This is a genomic window from Burkholderia sp. E168m22 (assembly GCF_001319805.1).
GTDB classification, from domain to species: domain Bacteria; phylum Pseudomonadota; class Gammaproteobacteria; order Burkholderiales; family Burkholderiaceae; genus Burkholderia; species Burkholderia orbicola.
The window spans coordinates 13,724-40,646 of the sequence record NZ_BBSK01000023.1 but is presented as its reverse complement, the minus strand read 5'-3'; the positions used below and the strand labels follow the sequence as shown (position 1 = coordinate 40,646).

General features: G+C 66.8%; 27 protein-coding genes. 22 read left to right on the top strand and 5 right to left on the bottom strand.

Features of this window, described 5'->3' with window-relative positions; all coding sequences use genetic code 11:
- The 13 genes from frr to AP428_RS07610 all read left to right on the top strand — a co-directional run bounded on the left by frr (position 1) and on the right by AP428_RS07610 (position 12,895).
- Complete coding sequence (gene frr / locus AP428_RS07670) at positions 1-561, top strand: ribosome recycling factor (RefSeq protein ID WP_006478492.1); 561 nt, start codon at positions 1-3, stop codon at positions 559-561.
- A 49-nt stretch (positions 562-610) separates the two neighbouring features.
- Positions 611-1,393, top strand: coding sequence for a polyprenyl diphosphate synthase (gene uppS / locus AP428_RS07665; protein ID WP_006478494.1), 783 nt, complete (start codon positions 611-613; stop codon positions 1,391-1,393).
- Positions 1,387-2,208 carry a phosphatidate cytidylyltransferase gene (locus tag AP428_RS07660; protein ID WP_027805696.1) on the top strand — a complete coding sequence of 274 codons (822 nt, stop codon included), beginning with the start codon at positions 1,387-1,389 and terminating at the stop codon, positions 2,206-2,208. The genes uppS and AP428_RS07660 overlap by 7 nt, the downstream gene beginning before the upstream one ends.
- A 15-nt stretch (positions 2,209-2,223) precedes the next feature.
- Complete coding sequence (locus AP428_RS07655; RefSeq protein WP_006483824.1) at positions 2,224-3,420, top strand: 1-deoxy-D-xylulose-5-phosphate reductoisomerase; 1,197 nt, start codon at positions 2,224-2,226, stop codon at positions 3,418-3,420.
- A gap of 11 nt (positions 3,421-3,431) precedes the next feature.
- Complete coding sequence (gene rseP / locus AP428_RS07650) at positions 3,432-4,805, top strand: RIP metalloprotease RseP (RefSeq protein WP_027805694.1); 1,374 nt, start codon at positions 3,432-3,434, stop codon at positions 4,803-4,805.
- Positions 4,806-4,866: 61 nt separating this feature from the next.
- Positions 4,867-7,176: an outer membrane protein assembly factor BamA gene (gene bamA / locus AP428_RS07645; protein ID WP_034196349.1), complete on the top strand. Its 2,310-nt coding sequence runs from the start codon at positions 4,867-4,869 to the stop codon at positions 7,174-7,176.
- 64 nt (positions 7,177-7,240) lie between these two features.
- Complete coding sequence (locus tag AP428_RS07640) at positions 7,241-7,738, top strand: OmpH family outer membrane protein (RefSeq protein ID WP_011549544.1); 498 nt, start codon at positions 7,241-7,243, stop codon at positions 7,736-7,738.
- A gap of 16 nt (positions 7,739-7,754) precedes the next feature.
- A complete protein-coding gene (lpxD, locus tag AP428_RS07635) occupies positions 7,755-8,849 on the top strand; it encodes a UDP-3-O-(3-hydroxymyristoyl)glucosamine N-acyltransferase (protein ID WP_012328756.1) in 1,095 nt (364 codons plus the stop codon).
- A gap of 129 nt (positions 8,850-8,978) precedes the next feature.
- Complete coding sequence (gene fabZ, locus AP428_RS07630) at positions 8,979-9,446, top strand: 3-hydroxyacyl-ACP dehydratase FabZ (protein WP_017331951.1); 468 nt, start codon at positions 8,979-8,981, stop codon at positions 9,444-9,446.
- A 67-nt stretch (positions 9,447-9,513) separates the two neighbouring features.
- On the top strand, positions 9,514-10,302 hold the full coding sequence (gene lpxA / locus AP428_RS07625) for an acyl-ACP--UDP-N-acetylglucosamine O-acyltransferase (RefSeq protein ID WP_006478502.1): 789 nt from the start codon (positions 9,514-9,516) through the stop codon (positions 10,300-10,302).
- Positions 10,303-10,305: 3 nt separating this feature from the next.
- Positions 10,306-11,475, top strand: a complete 1,170-nt coding sequence (gene lpxB, locus AP428_RS07620) for a lipid-A-disaccharide synthase (protein ID WP_054927927.1) — start codon at positions 10,306-10,308, stop codon at positions 11,473-11,475.
- Positions 11,472-12,116: a ribonuclease HII gene (gene rnhB, locus AP428_RS07615; protein ID WP_011549547.1), complete on the top strand. Its 645-nt coding sequence runs from the start codon at positions 11,472-11,474 to the stop codon at positions 12,114-12,116. The genes lpxB and rnhB overlap by 4 nt, the downstream gene beginning before the upstream one ends.
- Positions 12,113-12,895: an RNA methyltransferase gene (locus tag AP428_RS07610; RefSeq protein ID WP_027813226.1), complete on the top strand. Its 783-nt coding sequence runs from the start codon at positions 12,113-12,115 to the stop codon at positions 12,893-12,895. Before rnhB ends, AP428_RS07610 begins: the two co-directional genes overlap by 4 nt.
- Positions 12,896-12,995: 100 nt before the next feature.
- On the opposite strand, the gene AP428_RS07605 is transcribed toward AP428_RS07610, so the two are convergent.
- Positions 12,996-13,811: a pyruvate, water dikinase regulatory protein gene (locus AP428_RS07605; RefSeq protein WP_011549549.1), complete on the bottom strand. Its 816-nt coding sequence runs from the start codon at positions 13,809-13,811 to the stop codon at positions 12,996-12,998.
- Between the two features lie 376 nt (positions 13,812-14,187).
- On the opposite strand from AP428_RS07605, the gene ppsA reads away from it, so the two are divergent.
- From ppsA to AP428_RS07590, 3 genes are all read left to right on the top strand, one after another.
- Positions 14,188-16,590, top strand: a complete 2,403-nt coding sequence (ppsA, locus tag AP428_RS07600) for a phosphoenolpyruvate synthase (RefSeq protein WP_006478508.1) — start codon at positions 14,188-14,190, stop codon at positions 16,588-16,590.
- Positions 16,591-16,882: 292 nt separating this feature from the next.
- The gene (locus AP428_RS07595; protein WP_011549550.1) at positions 16,883-17,317 is read left to right on the top strand and encodes an NfeD family protein; all 435 of its coding nucleotides are present in this window, start codon (positions 16,883-16,885) and stop codon (positions 17,315-17,317) included.
- A gap of 36 nt (positions 17,318-17,353) precedes the next feature.
- Positions 17,354-18,289, top strand: a complete 936-nt coding sequence (locus AP428_RS07590) for an SPFH domain-containing protein (protein WP_011549551.1) — start codon at positions 17,354-17,356, stop codon at positions 18,287-18,289.
- Between the two features lie 151 nt (positions 18,290-18,440).
- Here AP428_RS07590 and smpB read toward each other — a convergent pair whose 3' ends face one another.
- Positions 18,441-18,887, bottom strand: a complete 447-nt coding sequence (gene smpB / locus AP428_RS07585) for an SsrA-binding protein SmpB (RefSeq protein WP_006478511.1) — start codon at positions 18,885-18,887, stop codon at positions 18,441-18,443.
- Positions 18,888-18,986: 99 nt separating this feature from the next.
- On the opposite strand from smpB, the gene AP428_RS07580 reads away from it, so the two are divergent.
- Positions 18,987-19,424 (top strand): type II toxin-antitoxin system RatA family toxin, encoded by a 438-nt coding sequence (locus AP428_RS07580; RefSeq protein WP_006478512.1) that lies wholly within the window; start codon positions 18,987-18,989, stop codon positions 19,422-19,424.
- Positions 19,425-19,428: 4 nt separating this feature from the next.
- Positions 19,429-19,752, top strand: coding sequence for an RnfH family protein (locus AP428_RS07575; RefSeq protein ID WP_006478513.1), 324 nt, complete (start codon positions 19,429-19,431; stop codon positions 19,750-19,752).
- 42 nt (positions 19,753-19,794) lie between these two features.
- On the opposite strand, the gene AP428_RS07570 is transcribed toward AP428_RS07575, so the two are convergent.
- From AP428_RS07570 to AP428_RS07560, 3 genes are all read right to left on the bottom strand, one after another.
- Positions 19,795-20,760 carry a DMT family transporter gene (locus tag AP428_RS07570; protein ID WP_054927930.1) on the bottom strand — a complete coding sequence of 322 codons (966 nt, stop codon included), beginning with the start codon at positions 20,758-20,760 and terminating at the stop codon, positions 19,795-19,797.
- 121 nt (positions 20,761-20,881) lie between these two features.
- Complete coding sequence (locus AP428_RS07565) at positions 20,882-21,568, bottom strand: glutaminyl-peptide cyclotransferase (protein WP_043888494.1); 687 nt, start codon at positions 21,566-21,568, stop codon at positions 20,882-20,884.
- Positions 21,569-21,599: 31 nt separating this feature from the next.
- Complete coding sequence (locus tag AP428_RS07560; protein ID WP_054927926.1) at positions 21,600-22,820, bottom strand: hypothetical protein; 1,221 nt, start codon at positions 22,818-22,820, stop codon at positions 21,600-21,602.
- A gap of 114 nt (positions 22,821-22,934) precedes the next feature.
- Here AP428_RS07560 and AP428_RS07555 point away from each other — a divergent pair, with 114 nt between their 5' ends.
- The 4 genes from AP428_RS07555 to AP428_RS07540 all read left to right on the top strand — a co-directional run bounded on the left by AP428_RS07555 (position 22,935) and on the right by AP428_RS07540 (position 26,907).
- Positions 22,935-23,699, top strand: coding sequence for a DUF899 domain-containing protein (locus AP428_RS07555; RefSeq protein WP_054927925.1), 765 nt, complete (start codon positions 22,935-22,937; stop codon positions 23,697-23,699).
- A gap of 28 nt (positions 23,700-23,727) precedes the next feature.
- Entirely contained in the window at positions 23,728-24,561 is an 834-nt protein-coding gene (locus tag AP428_RS07550; RefSeq protein ID WP_054927924.1) for a DUF2182 domain-containing protein, read from the top strand.
- Between the two features lie 279 nt (positions 24,562-24,840).
- The gene (guaB, locus tag AP428_RS07545; RefSeq protein ID WP_027784746.1) at positions 24,841-26,301 is read left to right on the top strand and encodes an IMP dehydrogenase; all 1,461 of its coding nucleotides are present in this window, start codon (positions 24,841-24,843) and stop codon (positions 26,299-26,301) included.
- Positions 26,302-26,307: 6 nt separating this feature from the next.
- A complete protein-coding gene (locus tag AP428_RS07540; protein ID WP_054927923.1) occupies positions 26,308-26,907 on the top strand; it encodes a hypothetical protein in 600 nt (199 codons plus the stop codon).
- Positions 26,908-26,923: the final 16 nt, after the last annotated feature.

The following is a 26,923-nucleotide window of genomic DNA, read 5'->3' as shown; positions in this document are numbered from 1 at the left end:
ATGAGTGTCGCTGATGTCAAGAAGGGCGTCGAGCAAAAGATGCAGCGCTCGATCGAAGCGTTCAAGAACGATCTGGCCAAGATCCGTACGGGCCGTGCACACACCGGTCTGCTCGATCACGTGCAGGTCGACTACTACGGCTCGATGGTGCCGATCTCGCAGGTCGCGAACCTGACGCTCGTCGACGCGCGCACGATCGGCGTGCAGCCGTGGGAAAAGAACATGGTCGCGAAGGTCGAGAAGGCCATCCGCGAAGCCGATCTGGGCCTGAATCCGGCAACGACCGGCGACCTGATCCGCGTGCCGATGCCCGCGCTGACGGAAGAGCGCCGCCGCGAGCTGACCAAGGTCGTGAAGAGCGAAGGCGAAACGGCCAAGGTCGCGATCCGCAACCTGCGCCGCGACGCGAACGAAGCGCTGAAGAAGCTCGTGAAGGACAAGGAAATCTCGGAAGACGACGAGCGCCGCGCGAGCGACGACGTGCAGAAGCTGACCGACAAGCACGTTGCCGAAATCGACAAGCTCGTGCAGACCAAGGAAGCCGAGATCATGACGGTCTGACGACCGTCCTCGCGCGCCGCCTTCTTCCCGCATTACTGTCTCAACGGCCATGACCTATACCAGCTCTACCGTTCGCGTGCCTGACGTCGGTGTCGTGCCGCGTCACATCGCGATCATCATGGACGGCAATGGCCGTTGGGCGACCGAACGCCGCTTGCCGCGCGTCGCGGGGCACACCCGGGGCGTCGATGCCGTGCGGGCGGTAGTCGAAGGCTGCGCGCGCGCCGGCGTCGAATACCTGACGCTGTTCGCGTTCAGTTCGGAAAACTGGCGCCGGCCGAACGACGAAGTGTCGTTCCTGATGCGGCTGTTCATCACCGCGCTCGAGCGCGAAGTGGGCAAGCTGCATGCGAACGGGATCCGCCTGCGTGTCGTCGGCGATCTCGACCGTTTCGAGCCGCGCATCCGCGAGCTGATTCGCCGTGCCGAAACCAAGACGGCGCGCAATACCCGTCTGACGCTCACCATCGCGGCCAACTACGGCGGCCGATGGGACATCCTGCAGGCGACGAAGAAGCTCGTCGAGCAGGCCGTGCGCGAAGGCCGCGAGGTCGAGGTGACCGAGGACGCATTCGCGCCGCACCTGGCGATGGCCTACGCGCCGGAGCCCGATCTCTTCATCCGCACCGGCGGCGAGCAACGCGTCAGCAACTTCCTGCTGTGGCAGCTCGCGTACGCCGAATTCTATTTCACCGACAAGTACTGGCCGGATTTCGACGGCGCGGCACTGGCCGACGCGATGGCGTCGTATACCGAGCGCGAGCGCCGTTTCGGGCGCACGAGTGCGCAGCTCGAACCGCAATCGCAGAACGCCGACTCCCTTTCATGTTGAAAACCCGTGTGATCACGGCGATCGTGATGCTGGCAGTGCTGCTGCCGGTGACGCTGTTCGCGCCGCTCGCCGGGTTCGGCGCACTGATCGGCGTCGTGCTGGTGTTTGCCGCGTGGGAATGGGCGCGCCTGCTGAAGCTCGGCGGCGCCGGTCCGGTCGTCTATGCGCTCGTCGCGGCGCTCGCGCTCGCAGCCACCGCGCCGCTCGGCGTCGATGCGGCTGCGTCCCGTCCCCTTTTCATGGCGGCCGGCGTGTTCTGGCTGCTGGTCGGCCCGTTCGCGCTGCGGCGCAAGCCCGCACTCGCGGGCGGCGTCTGGCGCCCGTTCCTGCTGGCCGCCGGCCTGGTCGTGTTTGCCGCCTGCTGGCACGCGCTCGTGGCAGCCCGCGCGCAGGGCGTGCCGTTCGTGCTGTCGCTGCTTCTCGTCGTCTGGCTGGCCGATATCGGCGCATACTTCGCGGGCAAGGCCTTCGGAAAGCGTAAACTGGCCATCACGATCAGCCCCGGCAAGAGCTGGGAAGGCGCGATCGGCGGCTGGTTCGCGGTGATGGTCGTCGCCGGTGTCGCGATGGCCGTGCACGCATTCGAACCGACCCTGTTTTCTGCATTTGCCGCGCGCTACGGGATGCCCGGTGCGTGGGCCGCGCTGACGCTGCTGGTTGCCTACAGCGTGATCGGCGACCTGTTCGAGTCGCTGCTGAAGCGGCAGGCGGGCGTGAAGGATTCGAGCGGACTGCTGCCGGGCCACGGCGGCGTGCTCGATCGTGTCGACGCGCTGCTGCCGGTGCTGCCGCTCGCGATGCTGCTGCTTGGTTAAACCATTATTCCTGTTATGCAAAAACGTCTGACATTGCTCGGTTCCACGGGCTCGATCGGAGACAGCACGCTCGACGTGGTCGCGCGCCATCCCGAGCGCTTCTCGGTCTACGCGCTGACCGCGCACCGCAACGGCGACAAGCTCGTCGAGCAGTGTCTGCGCTTCGCGCCTGAGGTGGCGGTGGTCGGCGATGCCGCAACCGCCGCGCACGTCGACGCGAAACTGCGCGCGGCGGGCAGCAAGACGGTCGTGCTGCACGGGCCGCAGGCGCTCGTCGACGTGTCGAAGAGCGACGGCTGCGACACGGTGGTCGCGGCGATCGTCGGCGCGGCCGGCCTCGCGCCGAGCTTGGCGGCCGCACGCGCCGGCAAGCGGATTCTGCTCGCGAACAAGGAAGCGCTCGTGATGTCGGGCGCGATCTTCATGGACGCCGTGCGCGACCATGGCGCGATCCTGCTGCCGGTCGACAGCGAGCACAACGCGATCTTCCAGTGCATGCCGCGCGACGCGGCCGAGCACGGCGGGATCTCGAAGATCATCCTGACCGCGTCGGGCGGGCCGTTCCGCACGCGCGAGCCGGCCACGCTCGTCGACGTGACGCCGGACGAGGCGTGCAAGCATCCGAACTGGGTGATGGGCCGCAAGATCTCGGTCGATTCCGCGACGATGATGAACAAGGGCCTCGAGGTGATCGAGGCGCACTGGATCTTCGGGCTGCCGGGCGACCGGATCGACGTGCTGATCCATCCGCAGAGCGTGATCCATTCGCTCGTGTCGTACCGCGACGGCTCGGTGCTCGCGCAGCTCGGCAACCCCGACATGCGCACGCCGATCGCCCACGCGCTCGCATTCCCCGAGCGCGTCGACGCGGGCGTCGACCAGCTCGACCTCGCGCAGATCGCCCAGCTGTCGTTCGAGAAGCCCGATTACGCGCGCTTCCCGTGCCTCGCGCTCGCGCTGAAGGCACTCGAGGAAGGCGGTATCGCGAGCGCCGCATTGAACGCGGCGAACGAAGTGGCGGTCGAAGCATTTCTCGAGCGCCGGATCGGCTTCATGGCGATCGCGGCGACGGTCGACGCCGTGCTCAACACGCTGCCGAACCGCGCGCCCGACGGGCTCGACGACGTCCTCGCGGCGGATGCCGAGGCTCGCCGCCTCGCCGCCGCGATCATTGCGAAAGCGCCTGCGCCACGCGTGGAGCGTACTGTCTGAATGGGGTGCTCATGAACGTGCTGGTCGAACTGGTCGCGTTTGCGGTGGCGATCGGGGTACTGGTCGTCGTGCATGAGTACGGACATTATCGCGTCGCGCGCTGGTGCGGCGTGAAGGTGCTGCGTTTCTCGATCGGCTTCGGCCAGCCCATCGCGCGCTGGGTCAGCCGCAGGACGGGCACCGAGTGGACGCTGTCCGTGCTGCCGCTCGGCGGCTACGTGAAGATGCTCGACGAGCGCGATCCGGGCCCGGGCGGTGTCCCGGCCGAAGAGCTCGGCCAGGCATTCAACCGCCAGTCGGTCTACAAGCGCATCGCGATCGTCGCGGCCGGGCCGATTGCAAACTTCCTGCTGGCAATCGCACTGTTTTCCCTCGTATTCGCCACCGGCGTGACCGAGCCGACCGCGATCGTCGCGCCGCCGGCCGCCGGCACCGCAGCGGCTCGCGCGGGCTTCGACGGCAGCGAGACGGTCGTGTCGATCCGCAACGCGCAGGGCGGCGAGTCCGAGCCGGTGCGATCGTGGTCGGACCTGCGCTGGAAGCTGCTGTCGGCCGCGTTCGACCATCGCGAGGTCGTGCTCGGCGCGCGCGACGGCAATGCGACGTTCGACTTCCGCGTCGACCTCCGCAACGTGCCCGACAGCCAGCTCGACGACGACTTCATGGCCCATCTGGGCTTCGAGGCCGGCGGCGGCACGTTGTCGGTCGCGTCGGTGCAGCCGGGCAGCGCGGCGGAGCAGGCCGGCCTGAAGGTCGGCGACAAGCTGGTGGCGCTCGACGGCAAGCCGATCGGCGGCGCGGCGCGTTTCATCGATACGGTGAAGCACCATGCGGGCCAGCCGCTCGAGCTGCGGATCGAGCGCAATGGCGCCGCACAGACGGTGTCGATCGTGCCGCAGATGCAGCGTGACGACGAATCGGGGCAGCAGATCGGCCGTATCGGCGCCGCGCTGTCGATGCACGCGCCATCGGTGGACGTGCGCTACGGGCCGATCGAGAGCCTGCGGCTCGGCGCGCACCGCACGTGGGACATTTCCGTGTATTCGCTGAAGATGTTCGGGCGGATGATCACGGGCAACGCGTCGCTGAAGAACCTGTCCGGCCCGGTGACGATCGCCGACTACGCAGGCAAGAGCGCGCGGCTCGGTCCGTCGGCGTTCCTGTCGTTCCTCGCCCTTGTCAGCATTAGCCTTGGCGTCCTGAACTTGTTGCCGATTCCCGTTTTGGACGGGGGGCATCTGTTATATTATGCGGTTGAAGCCGCGACCGGGAAAGCCGTCTCGGAGCGCTGGCAGCTGATTCTGCAAAGAGCCGGGTTGATCTGCATCGTCGCGTTGTCGGCGATCGCGCTGTTCAACGATCTGGCTCGGTTAATCCATTTCTGAAGCGTCAGGCGGCGGCCGCTGGCCAGCCGCCCGATTTGATGCAGCTAAATATTGGGGATGCATGTTGTTCAAACCTCATCGCTTTGTACCTAAGACAGTTGCAGCGGCCGCGCTCGCCGCGCACGGCCTCGCGGCGCATGCAGCGGCACCGTTCGTGGTGCAAGACATCAAGATCGAGGGGCTGCAGCGCGTCGAAGCGGGTTCGGTGTTCGCCTATCTGCCGATCAAGCAGGGCGATACCTTCACGGACGACAAGGCATCCGAAGCAATCCGCGCGTTGTACGCGACGGGCTTTTTCAACGACGTGCGCGTCGCCACGCAGGGCAACGTCGTGATCGTGCAGGTGCAGGAGCGTCCGGCCATCGCGTCGATCGACTTCACCGGCACGAAGGAATTCGACAAGGACAACCTGACCAAGGCGCTGCGCGCGGTCGGCCTCGCCGATGGCCGCTACTACGACAAGGCGCTCGTCGACAAGGCGGAGCAGGAGCTCAAGCGCCAGTACCTGACGCGCGGCTTCTATGCGGCCGAGGTCAAGACGACGATCACGCCGGTCGACGCGAACCGCGTGTCGATCCTGTTCGCGGTGGCCGAAGGACCGAGCGCGAAGATCCGCCAGATCAACTTCATCGGCAACAAGGCGTTCAGCACCAGCACGCTGCGCGACGAGATGCAGCTGTCGACGCCGAACTGGTTCTCCTGGTACACGAAGAACGACCTGTACTCGAAGGAAAAGCTCACGGGCGACCTCGAGGCCGTGCGCTCGTACTACCTGAACCGCGGTTACCTCGAGTTCAACATCGAGTCGACCCAGGTGTCGATCTCGCCGGACAAGAAGGACATGTACCTGACGGTCACGCTGCACGAAGGCGAGCCGTACACGGTGTCGGGCATCAAGCTGTCGGGCAACCTGCTCGATCGCGAGGCCGAGCTCAACAAGCTGATCAAGATCAAGCCGGGCGACCGCTTCTCGGCCGAAAAGCTGCAGCAGACCACCAAGTCGATCGTCGACAAGCTCGGTGAATACGGTTACGCATTCGCGACCGTCAACGCGCAGCCGGACATCGACCAGGCGAACCACAAGGTGAACCTGAACCTCGTCGTCGATCCGAGCCGCCGTGTGTACGTGCGCCGCATCAACGTGGTCGGCAACACACGCACGCGCGACGAAGTGGTGCGCCGCGAGATGCGCCAGCTCGAAAGCTCGTGGTTCGACTCGAACCGCCTCGCGCTGTCGAAGGACCGCGTGAACCGCCTCGGCTACTTCACCAACGTCGACGTGACGACGGTGCCGGTCGAAGGCACGAACGACCAGGTCGACGTGAACGTGAAGGTCGACGAAAAGCCGACCGGCGCGATCACGCTGGGTGCCGGCTTCTCGTCGACGGACAAGGTCGTGCTGTCGGCCGGCGTGTCGCAGGACAACGTGTTCGGTTCGGGCACGAGCCTGTCGGTGAACGTCAACACCGCGAAGAGCTACCGCACGCTGACCGTCACGCAGGTCGACCCGTACTTCACGGTCGACGGCATCAAGCGGATCACCGACGTCTTCTACCGCACGTACCAGCCGCTCTACTATTCGACGAGCTCGAGCTTCCGGATCATCAGCGCGGGCGGCAACCTGAAGTTCGGCATTCCGTTCTCGGAAGTCGATACCGTCTACTTCGGCGCGGGCTTCGAGCAAAACCGCCTGGACGTCGATTCGAACACGCCGCAGAGCTACCAGGATTACGTGAACGAGTTCGGCCGCGTGTCGAACACGGTGCCGCTGACGGTCGCATGGTCGCGCGACGCGCGTGACAGCGCGCTGATTCCGAGCCGCGGCTACTTCACGCAGGCGAACATGGAGTACGGCGTGCCGGTCGGCAAGATCCAGTACTACAAGGCCGACCTGCAGGCGCAGTACTACTATTCGTTCTCGCGCGGCTTCATCCTGGGCCTGAACCTGCAAGGCGGCTACGGTAACGGTATCGGCAACCCGTACCCGATCTTCAAGAACTACTACGCGGGCGGTATCGGCTCCGTGCGTGGCTACGAGCCGAGCTCGCTGGGCCCGCGCGACACGAAGACGAACGACCCGATCGGCGGTTCGAAGATGCTGGTCGGCAACATCGAACTGACGTTCCCGCTGCCGGGCACGGGTTACGACCGCACGCTGCGCGTGTTCACGTTCCTCGACGGCGGTAACGTGTGGGGCAATGCGCCGGGCGGCACGAGTACGGGCGCCAACGGCCTGCGTTACGGCTACGGTGTGGGTCTCGCGTGGATCTCGCCGATCGGCCCGCTGAAGCTGAGCCTGGGCTTCCCGCTGCAGAAGCACGAAGGCGACCAGTACCAGAAATTCCAGTTCCAGATCGGGACGGCGTTCTGACCGAACGCATGACAACAGCAACGAGAGGGTAATTTTGCTAACCGGTAAGTTTTCGAAACGAGTGATGTGCGCGCTGACCGTTGCGCTGGCCCTGGGCGCGGCAACGGTGCACGCACAGGACGTCGCCCGCATCGCGGCGGTCAATTCGGATCGGATCCTGCGCGAGTCGGCGCCCGCCAAGGCGGCGCAGACGAAGCTCGAAGCCGAGTTCGCGAAGCGTGACAAGGATCTGCAGGACCTGGCGGCGCGTCTGAAGTCGATGTCCGATTCGCTGGACAAGAACGGCGCGTCGCTGTCGGCGGCCGATCGCGCGCAGAAGCAGCGCGATCTGGCGCAGCTCGACACCGACTTCCAGCGCAAGCAGCGCGAGTTCCGCGAAGACCTGAACCAGCGTCGCAACGAAGAGCTGGCGGCCGTGCTGGAAAAGGCGAACAAGGTCATCAAGCAGATCGCCGAGCAGCAGAATTACGACCTGATCGTGCAGGAAGCCGTGTACGTCAGCCCGCGCATCGACATCACCGACAAGGTGCTCAAGGCGCTCGCGTCCGGCTCGACGAACTGAACGGAGCAGACGACGAATGGCATTGACGCTTGAGGAACTCGTAAAACGGTTCGGCGGCGAGATCGCCGGCGACGCACAGTGCAAGGTGGGCGGGCTCGCACCGCTCGACCAGGCGGGCCCTCAGCAGCTCGCGTTCCTCGCGAACCCGAAGTACCTGTCGCAGGTCGAGTCGACCCGCGCCGGTGCGGTCCTGATCGCACCGAAGGATCTGGAAAAGCTGGGTGCGGCCGCTCAAGGCCGGACGGCCGGCCCCCGCAACTTCATCGTGACGCCGAATCCCTACGCGTACTTCGCGCGCGTCGCGCAGATGTTCATCGACCTCGCCACGCCGCCGCGCGCGGCCGGCGTGCATCCGAGCGCGACGATCGATCCGGCCGCGCAGGTCGCCGCGACCGCGGTGATCGGCCCGCACGTGACGATCGAGGCCGGCGCGGTGATCGAAGACGGCGTGCAGCTCGACGCGAACGTGTTCGTCGGCCGCGGCACGACGATCGGCGCCGGCTCGCACTTTTATCCGAACGCATCGGTGTACCACGGCTGCAAGGTCGGCCCGCGCGCGATCGTCCATGCGGGCGCCGTGATCGGTTCCGACGGCTTCGGCTTCGCACCGGATTTCGTCGGTGACGGCGACGCGCGCACCGGCAGCTGGGTCAAGATCCCGCAGGTCGGCGGCGTGACGATCGGCCCGGACGTCGAAATCGGCGCGAACACGACGATCGATCGCGGCGCGATGGCGGATACCGTCATCGAGGAATGCGTGAAGATCGACAACCAGGTCCAGATCGGCCACAACTGCCGGATCGGCGCGTACACGGTGATCGCCGGCAGCGCCGGCATCGCGGGCAGCACGACGATCGGCCGCCACTGCATGATCGGTGGCGCGGCCGGGATCGCCGGCCACGTGACGCTCGGCGACTATGTGATCATCACCGCGAAGTCGGGCGTATCGAAGTCGCTGCCGAAGGCCGGCATCTATACCAGCGCGTTTCCGGCCGTCGACCACGGCGAATGGAACAAGAGCGCCGCGCTCGTGCGCAACCTCGACAAGCTGCGCGAGCGCATCAAGGCGCTCGAAGCCGCGCTCGCCGCCCAGGGCGGCACCGACGCCTGAGCGCATCATGCGAGACCACGAACCGGGCACGGCCAGCGCAACCGGCCCGGTTTGCCAGACGGGGCCGCGCGGCGGCCCGCTTCAGCCTTTGCATCACCACCGCGCAGCCTCTGCGTGAGACGAACCATCATGAGCACTGAAAAAATCAATCTCGACATCCACAAGATCCTCACGCTGCTGCCGCATCGCTACCCGATTCTGCTCGTCGATCGCGTGCTCGAACTTGAGCCGCACAAAGGGATCAAAGCGCTGAAGAACGTGTCGATCAACGAGCCGTTCTTCCAGGGGCATTTCCCGAAGCGGCCGGTGATGCCGGGTGTGCTGATCCTCGAGGCGCTCGCCCAGGCCGCGGCGCTGCTGACGTTCGCGGAAGAGCAGCCGAAGGACCCGGAGAACACGCTGTATTACTTCGTCGGGATCGACGGCGCGCGCTTCAAGCGCGTGGTCGAACCGGGCGACCAGCTGATCCTGAACGTGACGTTCGAGCGCTACATCCGCGGCATCTGGAAGTTCAAGGCAGTGGCGGAAGTGGACGGCAAGGTGGCGGCGGAAGCCGAACTGATGTGCACGGTCAAGACGACCGACGCGGCGCCCTGAGCGACGCGGCACGCATGGGTAACATCACGCGAACAACGCGACACATCATATCGAGAGGCAACGGCGCATGACCAGGATTCATCCTACCGCGATCGTCGAACCGGGCGCGCAGATCGACGAATCGGTCGAGATCGGCCCGTACGCGATCGTCGGCCCGCACGTCACGATCGGCGCGCGCACGACGATCGGCTCGCACAGCGTGATCGAAGGCCATACGACGCTCGGCGAGGACAACCGCATCGGCCATTACGCGTCGGTCGGCGGTCGTCCGCAGGACATGAAGTACAAGGACGAGCCGACGAAGCTCGTGATCGGCAACCGCAACACGATCCGCGAATTCACGACGATCCACACGGGCACCGTGCAGGACGTCGGCGTGACGACGCTCGGCGACGACAACTGGATCATGGCCTACGTGCACATCGGCCATGACTGCCGCGTGGGCAACAACGTGATCCTGTCGAGCAACGCGCAGATGGCCGGTCACGTCGAGATCGGCGACTTCGCGATCATCGGCGGGATGTCGGGCGTGCACCAGTTCGTGCGCATCGGCGCGCACTCGATGCTGGGCGGCGCGTCGGCGCTCGTGCAGGACATCCCCCCGTTCGTGATCGCAGCCGGCAACAAGGCCGAGCCGCACGGGATCAACGTCGAAGGGCTGCGCCGGCGCGGCTTTTCGGCCGATGCGATCTCGGCGCTGCGCAGCGCGTACCGCGTGCTGTACAAGAACGGCCTGTCGCTGGAAGAAGCGAAGGTGCAACTGCGCGAACTCGCGGAAGCGGGCGGCGACGGCGATGCACCGGTGACGGCGCTCGTCGAGTTCATCGACGCGTCGCAACGCGGCATCATCCGCTAAGCGATGCCGCTCCCGACCAATCAGCTGCGACTCGCGATGGTGGCCGGCGAGCCGTCGGGCGACCTGCTCGCGGCGTCGCTGCTCGGCGGGCTGCGCGAGCGGCTGCCCGAATCGGCCCAGTATTACGGGATCGGTGGGCAGCGCATGATCGCGCAGGGCTTCGACTCGCACTGGCAGATGGACAAGCTGACCGTGCGCGGCTATGTCGAGGCGCTGGGCCAGATTCCCGAGATCCTGCGGATTCGCGGCGAACTGAAGCGCCAGCTGCTCGCCGAGCGGCCGGCCGCGTTCATCGGCGTCGACGCACCCGATTTCAACTTCGACGTCGAGCAGGCCGCGCGCGACGCGGGCATCCCGTCGATCCACTTCGTGTGCCCGTCGATCTGGGCGTGGCGCGGCGGCCGCATCAAGAAGATCGCGAAGTCCGTCGACCACATGCTGTGCCTGTTCCCGTTCGAGCCGGCGATCCTCGACAAGGCCGGCGTCGCATCGACCTACGTCGGTCATCCGCTCGCCGACGACATCCCGCTCGAACCCGACACGCACGGTGCGCGCATCGCGCTGGGTCTGCCGGGCGACGGCCCCGTGATCGCGGTGCTGCCGGGCAGCCGGCGCTCGGAGATCGCGCTGATCGGCCCGACGTTCTTCGCGGCGATGGCGTTGATGCAGCAGCGCGAACCCGGCGTGCGGTTCGTGATGCCGGCCGCGACGCCCGCACTGCGCGAACTGCTGCAGCCGCTCGTCGACGCGCATCCGCAACTCGCGTTGACGATCACCGACGGCCGCTCGCAGGTCGCGATGACGGCCGCCGATGCGATCCTCGTGAAGAGTGGCACCGTCACGCTGGAAGCCGCGCTGCTGAAAAAGCCGATGGTGATCTCGTACAAGGTGCCCTGGCTGACCGGGCAGATCATGCGCCGGCAGGGCTACCTGCCGTATGTGGGTTTGCCGAACATTCTCGCGGGGCGCTTCGTCGTGCCCGAACTGCTGCAGCATTTCGCGACGCCCGAGGCGCTCGCCGATGCGACGCTCACGCAGCTGCGCGACGACGCGAACCGCCGCACGCTGACCGAAGTGTTTACCGAAATGCATCTGTCGCTGCGGCAGAACACGGCCGCGAAGGCGGCCGAGGCCGTCGTGCGCGTGCTCGAACAACGCAAGGGGCGCGCATGACCGCAATCCGTGCGCCACGCCGCCGTGCGTCGAGCGACGTGCAGGGCGGTTTCGACTTCAGCCGTCCGGACGAGATCGTCTGCGGCGTCGACGAAGCCGGCCGCGGCCCGCTCGCGGGGCCGGTAGTCGCCGCCGCGGTGATCCTCGATCCGGCACAGCCGATCGACGGGCTCGACGATTCGAAAGTGCTGTCCGCGAAGAAGCGCGACGCGCTGTACGACCTGATCGTCACGCGTTCGCACGCGTATTGCGTCGCGTCGGCGAGTGTCGACGAGATCGATACGCTGAATATCCTGCATGCGACGATGCTCGCGATGAAGCGGGCCGTCGAAGGCCTGTCGGTACTGCCGACGCTCGCGCAGATCGACGGCAACCGCTGCCCGACGCTGAGCGTGCGTGCCGAGGCGATCGTCAGTGGCGACGCGCTCGTGCCGAGCATCTCGGCCGCGTCGATCCTCGCGAAGGTCACGCGCGACCGGATGCTGGTCGACCTGCACGAACGCTTCCCGGTGTACGGCTTCAACGTGCATGCGGGCTACGGCACCGCGAAACACCTTGCCGCACTCCGCGAGCACGGCCCGTGCGAAGCGCATCGGCGCTCGTTCGCGCCGGTTCGTGCGGCGCTTGACCTGATTCGATGAAAAGCATCACTTCCCGCGACAATCCGCTGTACAAGCGCCTGAAGGCGCTCGCGGGTTCGACGCCCCATCAGCGCCGCAGTGGCCAGGCGCTGCTCGAAGGCTTCCATCTGGCAAGCGCGTACCTCGATACGGGTGCGACGCCCGAACTGTGCGTCACGACCGAAGGTGCGCTCGGCCACGCCGAGGCGCAGGCGATCGTCGCGCGCATCGATACGCAGCGGATCGTCACGCTGCCGGATGCGCTGTTCGGGCAGTTGTCGAACGTCGTCAACGGCGTCGGTTTCCTGCTGCTGGTCGACCGGCCGGCGCACCCGCTGCCCGAACGCGTGACGCACACGTCGGTCGTGCTCGACGGCGTGCAGGATGCCGGCAACGTCGGCTCGATCCTGCGCAGCGCGGCGGCGGCCGGCGTGCGTCACGTGTTCTGCGCACCGGGGACGGCCTATGCGTGGTCGTCGAAGGTGCTGCGCTCGGGCATGGGCGCGCATTTCCTGCTGTCGATCCATGAGGACGTCGAAGCTGAGGCGCTTGCCGAACGTCTCGACGTCCCGGTCGCGCTGACCGACTCGCACGGCGCGCAGGCGGTCTACGACTGCGACCTGTCGGGGCCCGTCGCCTGGGTGTTCGGCAACGAAGGTGCCGGCGTGTCGGCATTCTGGCGCGACGCGGCCACGCATCGTGTGACGATTCCGCAGCCGGGCGGGATGGAATCACTGAACGTGGCGGCTGCCGCCGCGGTGTGCCTGTTCGAGCAGGTGCGGCAGCAGCGGCCGGCGTGACGCCGCGCGCGGTGCATGTGCCGTAAAACGAAACAAGGCCGCGTTTGACGCGGCCTTGTTGTTTTCGGCGACGGCCTGACGGCCGCCAGCGCACCCGCGCTCAGTACGACTGCCGGTCGAGCCGGATTTCCTGCAGGATCGTCGTCGCGATTTCCTCGATCGACTTGTGCGTCGACGACAGCCATTTGATCCCTTCGCGGCGCATCATCGCTTCGGCCTCGTTGATCTCGTAACGGCAGTTCTCGGGGGCCGCGTACTTGCTGCCCGGCCGGCGCTCGTTGCGGATCTCCGACAGGCGCTGCGGGTCGATCGACAGCCCGAACAGCTTCTCGCTGTACGGCGCCAGCGCCGACGGCAGCTTGCCGCGTTCGAAGTCTTCCGGAATCAGCGGGTAGTTGGCCGCCTTCACGCCGTACTGCATCGCGAGATACAGGCTCGTCGGCGTCTTGCCGCTGCGCGACACGCCGACGAGGATCACGTCGGCCTCCGACAGGTTGCGATTCGACTGGCCGTCGTCGTGCGCGAGCGAGAAGTTGATCGCCTCGATCCGCGTCTTGTATTCCTCGGTGTCCGCGTTCTGGTGGCCGCGGCCCATCGCGTGGCTCGACTTGAGCTCGAGTTCCTGCTCGAGCGGTTCGACGAAGCGCTGGAACATGTCGAGCACGAGCGCGTTCGAGCGTTTGACGATGTCGTTCGACTCGCTGTCGACGAGCGTCGTGAACACGATCGCGCGACGGCCGTCGTGCACGGCGGCCTCGTTGATCTTTTCGACGGTCGCATAGGCCTTGTCGAGCGAGTCGACGAACGGCACGCGCACGAGACGGAATTTCTGGTCGAACTGGGAGAGGATCGAGTGCGCGAAGGTTTCGGCAGTGATCCCGGTGCCGTCGGAGACGATGAATACGGTAGGCAGCATGAATCTGGACGTCGAGCGTGAAGGGCAGTTGCGCGGGCGGCTGGAGGCGAGCCTCCAGACCCAGTGACAAGGTCGCGCCACATCCGGCAGCCGGCACGGTAGAATAGCGGCAACCTGTTGGATAAGCAATTGCGGGGGCAGGGCGCGAACGGCGCCCCGTGGCTGGGCCGCGCGATTCCGGAACTCCCGGCAAGTCTGGCGATTTGTCTGAAAATATCGCCCTTCTGCCGGGATTTTTGCAAATCGGGTCGGAAGATTTCCGCCGCTGCGAGTGTTTATCTAACAGGTTGCGCAAGACGCGCCGCGCCTTTTTGCAAGCGCCCGTGTTCGAGCCCACTTGCGCGATCGAGCATTTTTTTCACACTTAGGGGCTTGTATGACTAACGCAGCAAACGTCGCAAAGGACCAGGCGTATGTAATTCCGTTCGAGCAGTTGCGGATGACCGATGTGGAAATCGTGGGCGGCAAGAATGCGTCGCTCGGCGAGATGATCAGCCAGCTTTCCGAAGCAGGCGTTCGCGTACCCACCGGTTTCGCCACGACCGCGCTCGCATTCCGCGATTTCCTCAAGCACAACGACCTCACCGATCGCATCGCCAAGCGTCTCGAGTCGCTCGACATCGACGACGTGAAGGCGCTCGCCGAAGCCGGTGCCGAAATCCGTAAATGGATCGTCGACGCACCGCTGCAGCCGCGCCTCGAGCAGGAAATCCGCGCGCAGTTCGAAGTGCTGAAGAACGGCTCGCCGAGCGAGCTGTCGTTCGCGGTGCGCTCGTCCGCGACCGCGGAAGATCTGCCCGACGCCTCGTTCGCCGGCCAGCAGGAGTCGTATCTGAACGTCGTCGGCATCGACGACGTGCTCGACCGCATGAAGCACGTGTTCGCGTCGCTGTACAACGACCGCGCGATCTCGTACCGCGTGCACAAGGGCTTCACGCACGCCGAAGTCGCGCTGTCGGCCGGTGTGCAGCGCATGGTCCGCTCGGACGTCGGTGCCGCCGGCGTGATGTTCACGATCGATACCGAATCGGGCTTCAAGGACGCCGTGTTCATCACGTCGAGCTACGGCCTGGGCGAAACCGTCGTGCAGGGCGCGGTGAACCCGGACGAGTTCTATGTGTTCAAGACGACGCTCGCGCAGGACAAGTACCCGATCATCCGCCGCTCGATCGGCTCGAAGCTGATCAAGATGGAATTCACGCAGCCGGGCGAGCCGGGTCGCGTGAAGACGGTCGACGTGCCGCACGAGCAGCGCAACCGCTACTCGATCACGGATGAAGACGTGATCGAGCTGGCGAAGTACGCGGTCATCATCGAGAAGCACTATCAGCGTCCGATGGACATCGAGTGGGGCAAGGACGGCCGCGACGGCAAGATCTTCATCCTGCAGGCACGTCCGGAAACGGTGAAGAGCCAGGCATCCGGCAAGGCAGAGCAGCGCTTCAAGCTGAAGGGTCAGTCGCAGGTGCTCGCGACGGGTCGTGCGATCGGCCAGAAGATCGGCGCGGGCCCCGTGCGCGTGATCCAGGATCCGTCGGAAATGGAACGCGTGCAGCCGGGCGACGTGCTGGTGGCCGACATGACCGACCCGAACTGGGAGCCGGTGATGAAGCGCGCGGCGGCGATCGTCACGAACCGTGGCGGCCGTACCTGCCACGCGGCGATCATCGCGCGTGAACTCGGCGTGCCGGCCGTCGTCGGCTGCGGCGATGCGACCGACATCCTGAAGGACGGCGCGCTCGTCACCGTGTCGTGCGCGGAAGGCGACGAAGGCAAGATCTACGACGGGCTGCTCGAGACGGAAGTCACGGAAGTGCAGCGCGGCGAGCTGCCGGAAATCCCGGTCAAGATCATGATGAACGTCGGCAACCCGCAGCTCGCGTTCGACTTCTCGCAACTGCCGAACGGCGGCGTGGGTCTCGCGCGTCTCGAGTTCATCATCAACAACAACATCGGCGTTCACCCGAAGGCGATTCTCGAGTACCCGAACATCGACCAGGACTTGAAGAAGGCGGTCGAGAGCGTGGCGCGCGGCCACGCGTCGCCGCGTCAGTTCTACGTCGACAAGCTGACGGAAGGCGTCGCGACGATCGCGGCGGCGTTCTATCCGAAGCCGGTGATCGTGCGTCTGTCCGACTTCAAGTCGAACGAGTACAAGAAGCTGATCGGCGGTTCGCGTTACGAGCCGGACGAGGAAAACCCGATGCTGGGCTTCCGCGGCGCGTCGCGCTACATCGCCGAGGACTTCGCGCAGGCGTTCGAGATGGAATGCCGTGCACTGAAGCGCGTGCGTGACGAGATGGGCCTGACCAACGTCGAGATCATGGTGCCGTTCGTGCGGACCGTGAAGCAGGCGGAGCGCGTGGTCGGCCTGCTCGAGAAGTTCGGCCTGAAGCGTGGCGAAAACGGCCTGCGCCTTGTGATGATGTGCGAAGTCCCGACCAACGCGATCCTCGCCGAAGAGTTCCTGGAACACTTCGACGGTTTCTCGATCGGCTCGAACGACCTCACGCAGCTCACGCTCGGCCTCGACCGCGATTCGGGCATGGAACTGCTGGCAGTCGACTTCGACGAGCGCGACCCGGCCGTCAAGTTCCTGCTGAAGCGTGCGATCGATACGTGCCGCAAGATGGGCAAGTACGTCGGGATCTGCGGCCAGGGCCCGTCCGATCACCCGGACTTCGCGCAATGGCTGACGGACGAAGGCATCGTGTCGATCTCGCTGAACCCCGACACGATCATCGATACGTGGCAGGCGCTCGCCGCCAACCGCAAGTAACGAGTCGTGATGCAACTTCGACGAAAGGGCGGTCCGCCGCACTTTCGTTGAAGGCAAAATGCAAGGTTCGTGCTATAAACACCCCGGTAAGCGCCGGGGTGTTTTTTTTCGTCGGTACTCGCCGGGCCGCCCCAAGAGTGCCGACCGCCCCCGCGGGGGGCAGCGAGCGCAGTGAGCGTGGGGGTCGTTTTCCTTCGGTACTCGCCGGGCTGTCCAAGAGTACCGACCGCTTCGCACAGCCGCGAGCGCAGCGAATATAGTGAGCATCGGGGACGTTTTTCTGGAGACCACAATGATGTCGGGGCATCTGTTCTGGTGGGTCGGGGTCGGCGTGCTGGTCGTGGCCGAATTGCTGACCGGCACGTTCTATCTGTTGATGATCGCGCTCGGCTTTCTCGCCGGCGGGTTGTTGCAACTGGCCGGTTTCGCGCCGCACGTGCAGTTCGGCGCGGCGGCCGCGGTCGCGATCGTCGCGATGATCGTGCTGCGCCGTTCGGGGCTCGGCCGCAAGCAGAAGCGCGACACGTCGACGAATCCCGACGTCAATCTCGATATCGGCTCGACCGTCACGGTCGACGCGTGGCGTGACGGCCGCGCGCGCGTGCAGTATCGCGGTGCCGACTGGGACGTCGAACTCGCGCACGGCGAGCGCGACGATGCGCGCGTGTACCAGGTGAGCGCCGTGCGCGGCAATTGCCTCGTGGTCGTGGCGAAACCCGCGGGCTGATCGTCCGCTGATACAACAACAAGGAGGAAATGCTTCATGGATTCGCTGATCATCTGGGTTGTCCTGCTCGTCATCGCGATCGTGATCGTGTCGAAGACGGTGAAGATCGTGCCGCAGCAGCATGCATGGGTGCTCGAGCGCTTCGGGCGCTACCACGCGACGCTGTCGCCCGGTCTCAATATCGTGCTGCCGTTCGTCGATCGCATCGCGTACCGGCACGTGCTGAAGGAAATTCCGCTCGACGTGCCGAGTCAGGTCTGTATCACGCGCGACAACACGCAGTTGCAGGTCGACGGCGTGCTGTATTTCCAGGTGATGGACCCGATGAAGGCGTCGTACGGGTCGAGCAACTTCGTGCTCGCGATCACGCAGCTGTCGCAGACGATGCTGCGCTCGGTGATCGGCAAGCTCGAGCTCGACAAGACCTTCGAGGAGCGCGATTTCATCAACCACAGCATCGTGTCGGCGCTCGACGACGCCGCGGCGAACTGGGGCGTGAAAGTGCTGCGCTACGAGATCAAGGACCTGACGCCGCCGAAGGAGATCCTGCATGCGATGCAGGCGCAGATCACCGCGGAGCGCGAAAAGCGTGCGCTGATCGCCGCATCCGAAGGCCGCAAGCAGGAGCAGATCAACCTCGCGTCGGGGGCGCGCGAAGCCGCGATCCAGAAGTCGGAAGGCGAGCGGCAGGCCGCGATCAACCAGGCGCAGGGCGAAGCCGCCGCGATTCTGGCGGTGGCCGAGGCGAACGCGCAGGCGATCCAGAAAATCGCGAGCGCGATCCAGTCGCAAGGCGGGATGGACGCGGTGAACCTGAAGGTCGCCGAGCAGTATGTCGGTGCGTTCGCGAATCTCGCGAAGCAGGGCAATACGCTGATCGTGCCGTCGAACCTGTCGGATCTCGGTACCGCGATCTCGTCGGCGCTGACGATCGTCAAGAGCGCGGGCGTGGGGGCCGGCGCGAAGAGCTGAGCCCGACATCGATGCGCACGCAGCTGCCGCGTGCGTATCGTCCTGCGGCGAATCGTCGCGCAGCCGCGACCGGCCGGCGCGATTCAGGCAGTCCAAAGCGACACGGCCCGCTTCGAGCGGGCCGTGTCGTTTGCGATGAACGCCGTGTGTGTCAGGTGCCGGCGCGCATGATGCGTGCCTTCTCGCGTTCCCAGTCGCGCTTCTTCTCGGTTTCGCGCTTGTCGTGCAGCTTCTTGCCCTTCGCGAGCGCGATGTCGCATTTCACGCGACCGCCCTTGTAGTGGAAGTTAAGCGGCACGAGCGTGTAGCCGCGCTGCTCGACCTTGCCGATCAGCTTCTTGATTTCCTCGCGGTGCAGCAGCAGCTTGCGCGTGCGAACCGGGTCGGGCTTGATGTGCGTCGAGGCTTCGGGCAGCGGGCTGATATGGGTCCCGATCAGGAAGATCTCGGCGTTCTTCACCACGACGTAGCCTTCCTTGATCTGGCCGCGTCCGGCGCGCAGCGCCTTGACTTCCCAGCCCTCCAGCACGAGCCCCGCCTCGTAGCGTTCCTCGATGTGATAATCGAAGTGCGCTTTCCTGTTGTCGATGATGCTCATGAAAGGATCGGGCCAACTCGTTTAAAATCACGATTTTAGCAAAGCGGGGCGCGTATCGCCCGGCTTGGCGTTCCCACTTTAAGCGATGCCGCGCGATTTATGGCAGATGTCCAGAAAACCGTATTGATCCGTCATTCGGCGGAACAGATGTTCGACCTCGTCACCGACGTGGCCGACTACCCCAATTTCCTGCCCTGGTGCGGCGGTGTCGAGGTTCGCCGTCAGGACGAGAGCGGGATGGAAGCGCGCATCGACATCAACTTCAAGGGTATCAAGCAGCATTTCGCGACCCGCAACACGCAGCAGCGTCCGACCCGGATCGACATGGAGTTCGCGGACGGGCCGTTCAAGAAGTTCACGGGTTCGTGGCGTTTCATCCCGCTGCGCGCCGATGCGTGCAAGATCGAATTCGCGCTGCACTACGAGTTTTCGAGCATCCTGCTCGAGAAGATCATCGGGCCGGTGTTCAGCCACATCGCGAACACGTTCGTCGATTCGTTCGTGAAGCGCGCCGATCAACGCTACGGGAAGGGGTGACGCGATGCTGTCGATCGAAGTCTGCTACGCGCTGCCGGACCGCCAGACGCTGATTCCGCTGTCGCTGCCCGAAGGGGCGACCGTGCGCTCGGCCATCGACGCGAGCGGCGTGCTCGCGCTGCATCCGGAGATCGATCTCGCACACGCGAAGACGGGCGTGTACGGCAAGCTCGCACCGCTCGACGCGCCGCTCGTCGATCACGACCGCGTCGAGATCTACCGTCCGCTGATCGTCGATCCGAAGCTCGCGCGACAGCGGCGCGTCGACAAGTCCCGCCGCGCCGGCTCGATCGAGGGCCGCAAGTGGATGCACAAGGACGCGCGCTGACGCGCTTTTCGTTCCGATTGATCTGATCAAACGCCGCGGCGCTCAATGGGCCGCGGCGTTTGCGTTTGTCGATGCGCTGCCCGGCGTGTCGCCGTGCCGTCGCACCGAGCCGTATACGCCGGCGAGCAGTAGCACGAGCGCGGCGATCTCGAGCGCGTGCGGCATCCGCTGGTCGTACACGAACGCGTACAGCATCGCGAACACGGTTTCGAACACGATCAACTGGCCCGACAGCGTCAGCGGCAGCCGCTTCGACGCGGCGTTCCACAGCCCGTTGCCGAGCCAGGACGCGCCGATCGCGAGCGCGAGGTTCAGCAGCCAGAACAACTGCCAGCGCGATGCCGGGACGGCCGCCTGTATCGTGTTGGCCGGCAGCGCGAGGATCGCCATCCAGCAGAGTCCGCCGATCAGGCCCGTCACGACACCCCACAGCACCGACCATTCGTTGCCGCCGAAGTGGTGATGGCGCTGCAGGTAGCGTGTGTTCGCCACCGCATACCAGGTCCAGCTTGCGAGCGCGCCCGCTGCGCAGGCGATGCCCGCGAGCTTCTGGGCGAGCGTCGTGGCATGCGCGGCTTCGGATGTAAACAGGTCGACGTTGATGCAGACGATACCCGCGATCACCAGCGCGAGTGGGGCGGCGAGCCGCCGCAGCGGCATGGCGCCATGGTCGCCGAGGCCCGCGAGCGTGACGGTCACGGGCAGCACGCCGACGATCAGCGAACTGGGCGCGATGCCGATCAGGTGCACGGCGCCGGACAGCAGCATGTAGTACGCGACGTTGCCGATGACGGCGAGCCTCACCAGCGCGACCAGATCCTCGCGGGTCAAGCGCACGAGCAGCGAGCGGGCGACCGGCAGTGCGGCCGCCAGCGACACGAGGCCGTACATCGTATAGCGGCCGGCGCTCAGCAGCAGCGGCGAGAAATCGGTCAGCAGCCGCGGAACGAGAAACACCATGCCCCACAGGGCGCCTGCCAGGACACCGTACACCACGCCGCGCTGCATCGACCACTCCGAACACATGACTGAAGTGCGCGCATCTTAGCGATGCCGTCGTGGCGGCGTCTTGTTCATTCCTGCACTCGGGGCACGGCGGCGCGTTCGGGCAGCGTGGGCACGCGGTGGATCAGCCGTCTGCCGGATCGGGTATCACGTCCGTGCCGTCGGTGGCGGTACGCGTGCGCGCCGGGCGGCGCACGGCACGCAGCTTGCCGCTGTTGCCGCCGCCGCAGTAGAAGCGGTCGTGGCCGTCGGATTCGAGCCCCGACACGCCGACGCCGGCCGGCATGTCGATCTGCTCAAGCACCTCGCCCGTGTGCGGATCGATGCGTCGCAGGTCGCTCTGGTCGGCTTCCCACGTGCCGTGCCACAGCTCGCCGTCGACCCACGTCACGCCGGTGACGAAGCGGTTCGATTCGATCGTGCGCAGCACGGCGCCCGATTGCGGGTCCACCTGATGAATCTTGCGTTCGCTGTACTGGCCGACCCACAGCGTGCCTTCCGCCCACGCGAGCCCCGAATCGGCGCCGCCGCCGGGCGCCGGGATCGTTGCGAGCACGCGACCCGATTCGGGGTCGATCTTCTCGATGCGGTCCTCGACGATCTGGAACAGGTGGCGGCCGTCGAACGCGGTGCCCGCGTGCGCGGCGACGTCGAGCGAGCGGACGGTCGTGCCGCGCTCGGGGTCGAGCGCATTCAGCTTGTCGCCGGATGCGTACCACACGTGCTGCCCGTCGAACGTGACGCCGTGCACGCCGTCGACGCCCGGGAACGGGCCGTACTCGTGAAGGATCTCTGCGGTGGAGCGTTTCATGTTCGTCACCTCGTCGTTCGATGGGGCCATCCTAATCGCCCGGCAGCGCAACCGGGAGTAACAAGGTCGTCGCGAATCCGGGCAGCGGCGGCGTCATCCAGCGGCGCGCGCGTGCGCGGCCGAGCGCCTGCACCTTGCCGGTTTCGGCGAGCGCATCCAGCGCACGCTGCACGGTGCGCTGGCTGGCGCCGAGCGCGAGCGCCAGCGCGGAGCTCGACCACGCTTCGCCGTCGGCGAGGAGCGCGAGCACGGCCGCATGGCGATCGTCGACCGGACGCGCGAGGACGACGGTTTCGCGCACGCCGAGCGGTTCGAGCGCGAAGCCGCGCGGCGTCGCGACGACGTTCGCGAGCGGGCGCAGCACCGCACGCAGCCGGCCGATCTCGACACGCAGCCGCGCACGATGCGATTCGTCGGCCTGTTTCGCACGGAACGCGGCGGCGACGAGCGCGTTTCTCGATACGTCGGCCGGCCACGCTTCGCCCAGCGCACGGGCGAGCACGAAGAGCACCGGACGCCGCGCGAGCGACACGGTCGTGCGCGCATCGCGCACCGTGTGGCTGCACGCGTCGACGACGAGCGCATTCGACTCGAACAGCGTCTCCACTTCGTCGAGCGGTACGAGTCGCGACGTGCCGCGCGCGATGAGCCGGGCGGCCGGTGCGTCGAGCACGCGCGCCGCGGTATCGACCTCGGCCGTCAGCGCGGCGATGCCGGCGGCGCGGGCGGCTGTCCGCGCACGGTCGAGCGCCGCACGGGCCGCGTGCGTGCGGAGGCGGCGCATCGCGATGCCGGCCGCGATCAATTCATGGGTGGCGCGTGACGCGGGCGGCAGCGGCACGGGATCGAGATGCGCAAGCAGCCGTTCGGCCTCGTCGAGCTGACCGATCAGCAGCAACCGGCGCACGCCGAGATAGCGGGCATGCGCGGCGTTCGCGCGGTCGCCGTGCGTGTCGAGCGTCGCGCAAGCCGCGTCGAGCGCGCGGGTCGGCCAGCTCAGGTCGCGCGACGCGAGCGCGATCTCGGCTTCCGCGACGACGCAGCGCGCCCGTGCGACCGCTTCCTTCGCACCGAATGCGCGTGCGGCGGCGCGCACGAGCGCGCGCGCCCGGTCGAAATCGCCGAGCTGCGCCAGCGCGATGCCGCGCAGCGCGAGCGCCGGCGCATCGTCGCGCAGCGCGACGCGGTTCAGCGCGCCGAGCGCGTCACCGGTCGCGAGCGCGCGCGCGGCCGCCGTGATCAGCGAATCCATCCGAATCCCGACACACTTGTCACTCCCTCCGGTCCGATGCCCGCCACTAATCTAGCACCACGCACACGGCCTCGGACGCCGTGCCCGGATACCCATCGGAAGGAGGAACCCGCAATGACGACCCATCTCACCGGAACCCGCGACGAATGGCTGGCCGAACGCCGCGCGCTGCTCGACGCGGAAAAGGCGCTGACGCGGCAAAGCGACGAACTCGCGCGGCGGCGCCAGGCGCTGCCTTGGGTGCGCGTCGACAAGGCCTACCGGTTCGATACCGAGGAAGGGCAGGCGACGCTCGACGACCTGTTTCGCGGCCGTTCGCAATTGCTCGTCTATCACTTCATGTTCGGCCCCGACTACAAGGCGGGCTGCCCGTCGTGCTCGGCGCTCGCCGACGGCTTCGACGGTTTTGCCGTGCATCTGGCCCATCACGACGTGACGCTCGCGGCCGTGTCGCGCGCGCCGCTCGCGAAACTGCTCGTGTACCGGCAGCGGATGGGGTGGACGTTCCCGTGGGCGTCGTCGGTCGGCAGCGATTTCAACTTCGACTTCAACGTGTCGTTCACCGAAACGCAGCAGCGCGCGGGCGACGTCGAATACAACTATGCGCGGGCCGGCCATGCGATGGACATGGATCCGCCGCCGGCGCCCGTCGTGCAGTTCGCGGCCACCTGCGGCACCGACGCGCGCACGTATTCGCTCGACCGGCCGGGGATGAGCGCGTTCGTGCGCGAGGACGGCGCCGTCTATCACACGTATTCGACCTACGCGCGCGGCCTCGACGGGCTGTGGGGGATGTACCAGTGGCTCGATCGCGCGCCGCGCGGCCGCAACGAGGCCGGCCCGTGGTGGCGCCGTCACGACGAGTACGCGCGCGGCTGAGCGCGGTGGCCACGGGTGGGAGCACGCGATGACACGAACGACCACCGGGCCGAAAGCCGGGCCGATAACCGGCGAGACGGCCCTCGATCCGCGGGCATTCGGCGTGGCGGTCGCGGCCGTGTTCGCGGTCGCCGTGGTGGCGACGCTGGCGCAGCATGCGTCGATGGCCGCGATGGGTGGCGAACCGATGCCCGGCGGCTGGATGGCCTCGGCCGCCTGGCTGCGACCGTGCGGGCAGGGCGTCGGGCGCGCATTCGCGACGTTCGCCGGAATGTGGGGCGCGATGACGGTGACGATGATGCTGCCCGTGCTCGCGCCGCAGCTCTGGCATTACCGGCGACGCATCGGCCCGCAGGCGGCGGCGCGGTCGGCCTGGCTCGTCGTCGTCGCGGGGGCGGGATATTTCTCGGTCTGGATGGCGCTCGGCGCGCTCGTGTTTCCGGCCGGTGCCGTACTGACGACGGCCGCCGCCCGTCTGCCGGCGCTCGCCCGGGCGATGCCGTTCGTGTCCGGCGCCATCGTGCTGGCCGCGGGCGCGTTGCAATTCTCCGGGTGGAAGGCGCGCCGGCTCGCGTGCTGCCGGCACCCTGCGGCGCACGACGTGCATCGGCCACGGGCGGCGGCCGTCACGGCATGGCGGTACGGCGTGCGCGCCGCGATCCGGTGCGGCGCATGTTGCGGGAACCTGATGGCCGTCGCGCTGGCGGCCGGCATGATGGATCTGCGCGTGATGGCCGCCGTGACGGTCGCGATCGCAGCCGAACGCGTTGTGCCGGCCGGCGGGCGCGTCGCGCGGACCGTCGGTTGCGTGGTGGTGGCGGGCGGCATGGCGATGATCGCCCGTGCAGCCGGGCTGGCGTGAAGCAGGGCTGGCAAGCCGCTTCGGCGGGTCGCCGGGCCGTGCGCGCGGCCGCCGCCGTCGCGGCCGTGTGGCCCCGCCGCGACACGGGCACATGCCGCCGGCCGCCGGTTGCGCGAATGGCTCGATGCGGCGGTGAAACGAAAGACGATCGAAAACGAACCGAACGGCGATCCGAACGATTCGGCCCCCGAACGGCCGAAACCGGCTAAGCCGTTGTTCGTGTTGTGAAAATTCGCGGCGCTTCGCGTATAATTCGCTTTTGCGCCCATAGGATTTGCCATGCGTCTGATCCAAAAAGCACTCACTTTCGATGACGTGCTCCTCGTTCCCGCCTTCTCCGACGTTCTCCCGCGCGACACCAGCCTCAAGACCAAGCTGACCCGCAACATCTCCTTGAACATGCCGCTCGTGTCCGCCGCGATGGACACGGTCACCGAAGGTCGCCTCGCGATCGCGATGGCCCAGCAGGGTGGCGTCGGTATCGTCCACAAGAACCTCACGCCGGCCGAACAGGCCCGCGAAGTCGCGAAGGTCAAGCGTTTCGAGTCGGGCGTCGTCCGCGACCCGATCACGGTGCCCCCGCAAATGAAGGTGCGCGACGTGATCGCGCTGTCGCGCCAGCATGGCATCTCGGGCTTCCCGGTCGTCGAAGGCCCGCAGCTCGTCGGCATCGTCACGAACCGCGACCTGCGTTTCGAAACGCGCCTCGACGAGCCGGTCAAGTCGATCATGACGCCGCGCGAGCGCCTCGTCACGGTCAAGGAAGGCACGCCGCTCGCCGAAGCGAAGGCGCTGATGCACAGCCACCGCCTCGAGCGCGTGCTGGTCGTCAACGACGCGTTCGAACTGCGCGGCCTGATGACCGTCAAGGACATCACGAAGCAGACCGAGCACCCGGATGCATGCAAGGACGAACACGGCAAGCTGCGCGCAGGCGCGGCGGTCGGCGTCGGTCCGGACAACGAAGAGCGCGTCGAGCTGCTGGTGCAGGCCGGCGTCGACGTGATCGTCGTCGATACCGCGCACGGTCACAGCAAGGGCGTGCTCGAGCGCGTGCGCTGGGTCAAGCAGAACTTCCCGCACGTCGAGGTGATCGGCGGCAACATCGCGACGGCCGCCGCCGCGAAGGCGCTGGTCGAATACGGCGCGGACGCGGTCAAGGTCGGCATCGGCCCGGGTTCGATCTGCACGACGCGGATCGTCGCGGGTGTCGGCGTGCCGCAGATCAGCGCGATCGCGAACGTGTCGGAAGCGCTGAAGGGCACCGGTGTGCCGTGCATCGCCGACGGCGGCGTGCGCTTCTCGGGCGACGTGTCGAAGGCCCTCGCGGCCGGCGCGAACGCGGTGATGATGGGCAGCATGTTCGCGGGCACCGAAGAGGCGCCGGGCGACGTGTTCCTGTACCAGGGCCGCCAGTACAAGTCGTATCGCGGCATGGGTTCGGTCGGTGCGATGAAGGACGGCGCGGCTGACCGCTACTTCCAGGACAACTCGGCGAACATCGACAAGCTCGTGCCGGAAGGCATCGAAGGCCGTGTCGCGTACAAGGGTTCGGTCAACGCGATCCTGTTCCAGCTGGTCGGCGGCGTGCGCGCGAGCATGGGCTACTGCGGCTGCAAGACGATCGACGAGCTGCACGAGAAGGCCGAATTCGTCCAGATCACCGCGGCGGGCATGCGCGAGTCGCACGTGCACGACGTGCAGATCACGAAGGAAGCGCCGAACTACCACGTGGACTGATCGCCGATGAAACCGCTGCTGCGAGCCGTGCTGATCGTCGATGCCGTGCTGCTGCTGGCGTTCGGCGTGCTGTTCGTGCTGACGCCCTGGCAGGCGCTGTTCGACGCGCTGCAACTGGCGAACATCCAGCCGGCGATGCTCGGCCAGGCGTTCGGGATCGCGCTGCTCGGGCTCGCGTGGCTCGCGTTTCATGCGGCGTTCAACGGCGACCTCACGGCGCCCGTCGCACGGGTGGTCGGCCACGTGAACTGGCTGACCGGCGTGCTGACGGTCGTGTGGTCGATCGGCACCGGCAGCGGGCCCGCGCTGGCGGCCGCCGGCCGGGTGCTGTCGGCGGTGGCCGGGGTTGCGCTGATCGTGCTCGGTCTCGGCGGTGTGCGGCTCGCATCGGCCGTGCGCCGGCGTGAGAAGGCGCAGGCGCTCGAGAGCCGGGACGCGAAGCGTCCGGTCGAACCGGCGCCGGCATCCACGCCGCAGCCGCGGGTCGAGCCGGTCGTCAGCCGTCCGGTGGCGCCTTCGGCGCCGGTCGCGGCGACCCCATCGGCCGCATCCGATCGCGCGTCAGGCAGCGTCGCATTCGACGCGCGCCCGCCGTCGCAGGATTGACCGGCGATGCGTCGCG

Coding starts and splice junctions, on each gene's coding strand:
- AP428_RS07560 (WP_054927926.1), bottom strand. CDS start 22,820: ATGGATTCGCTGATCACGGCGGCCGCGCGCGCGCTCGCGACCGGTGAC.
- uppS (WP_006478494.1), top strand. CDS start 611: ATGACCTATACCAGCTCTACCGTTCGCGTGCCTGACGTCGGTGTCGTG.
- AP428_RS07590 (WP_011549551.1), top strand. CDS start 17,354: ATGGATTCGCTGATCATCTGGGTTGTCCTGCTCGTCATCGCGATCGTG.
- guaB (WP_027784746.1), top strand. CDS start 24,841: ATGCGTCTGATCCAAAAAGCACTCACTTTCGATGACGTGCTCCTCGTT.
- ppsA (WP_006478508.1), top strand. CDS start 14,188: ATGACTAACGCAGCAAACGTCGCAAAGGACCAGGCGTATGTAATTCCG.
- AP428_RS07655 (WP_006483824.1), top strand. CDS start 2,224: ATGCAAAAACGTCTGACATTGCTCGGTTCCACGGGCTCGATCGGAGAC.
- AP428_RS07640 (WP_011549544.1), top strand. CDS start 7,241: ATGTGCGCGCTGACCGTTGCGCTGGCCCTGGGCGCGGCAACGGTGCAC.
- AP428_RS07660 (WP_027805696.1), top strand. CDS start 1,387: ATGTTGAAAACCCGTGTGATCACGGCGATCGTGATGCTGGCAGTGCTG.
- AP428_RS07575 (WP_006478513.1), top strand. CDS start 19,429: ATGCTGTCGATCGAAGTCTGCTACGCGCTGCCGGACCGCCAGACGCTG.
- smpB (WP_006478511.1), bottom strand. CDS start 18,887: ATGAGCATCATCGACAACAGGAAAGCGCACTTCGATTATCACATCGAG.
- AP428_RS07570 (WP_054927930.1), bottom strand. CDS start 20,760: ATGCAGCGCGGCGTGGTGTACGGTGTCCTGGCAGGCGCCCTGTGGGGC.
- fabZ (WP_017331951.1), top strand. CDS start 8,979: ATGAGCACTGAAAAAATCAATCTCGACATCCACAAGATCCTCACGCTG.
- AP428_RS07565 (WP_043888494.1), bottom strand. CDS start 21,568: ATGAAACGCTCCACCGCAGAGATCCTTCACGAGTACGGCCCGTTCCCG.
- AP428_RS07550 (WP_054927924.1), top strand. CDS start 23,728: ATGACACGAACGACCACCGGGCCGAAAGCCGGGCCGATAACCGGCGAG.
- frr (WP_006478492.1), top strand. CDS start 1: ATGAGTGTCGCTGATGTCAAGAAGGGCGTCGAGCAAAAGATGCAGCGC.
- lpxA (WP_006478502.1), top strand. CDS start 9,514: ATGACCAGGATTCATCCTACCGCGATCGTCGAACCGGGCGCGCAGATC.
- lpxB (WP_054927927.1), top strand. CDS start 10,306: ATGCCGCTCCCGACCAATCAGCTGCGACTCGCGATGGTGGCCGGCGAG.
- AP428_RS07595 (WP_011549550.1), top strand. CDS start 16,883: ATGATGTCGGGGCATCTGTTCTGGTGGGTCGGGGTCGGCGTGCTGGTC.
- AP428_RS07540 (WP_054927923.1), top strand. CDS start 26,308: ATGAAACCGCTGCTGCGAGCCGTGCTGATCGTCGATGCCGTGCTGCTG.
- lpxD (WP_012328756.1), top strand. CDS start 7,755: ATGGCATTGACGCTTGAGGAACTCGTAAAACGGTTCGGCGGCGAGATC.
- rseP (WP_027805694.1), top strand. CDS start 3,432: ATGAACGTGCTGGTCGAACTGGTCGCGTTTGCGGTGGCGATCGGGGTA.
- rnhB (WP_011549547.1), top strand. CDS start 11,472: ATGACCGCAATCCGTGCGCCACGCCGCCGTGCGTCGAGCGACGTGCAG.
- bamA (WP_034196349.1), top strand. CDS start 4,867: ATGTTGTTCAAACCTCATCGCTTTGTACCTAAGACAGTTGCAGCGGCC.
- AP428_RS07580 (WP_006478512.1), top strand. CDS start 18,987: ATGGCAGATGTCCAGAAAACCGTATTGATCCGTCATTCGGCGGAACAG.
- AP428_RS07605 (WP_011549549.1), bottom strand. CDS start 13,811: ATGCTGCCTACCGTATTCATCGTCTCCGACGGCACCGGGATCACTGCC.
- AP428_RS07610 (WP_027813226.1), top strand. CDS start 12,113: ATGAAAAGCATCACTTCCCGCGACAATCCGCTGTACAAGCGCCTGAAG.
- AP428_RS07555 (WP_054927925.1), top strand. CDS start 22,935: ATGACGACCCATCTCACCGGAACCCGCGACGAATGGCTGGCCGAACGC.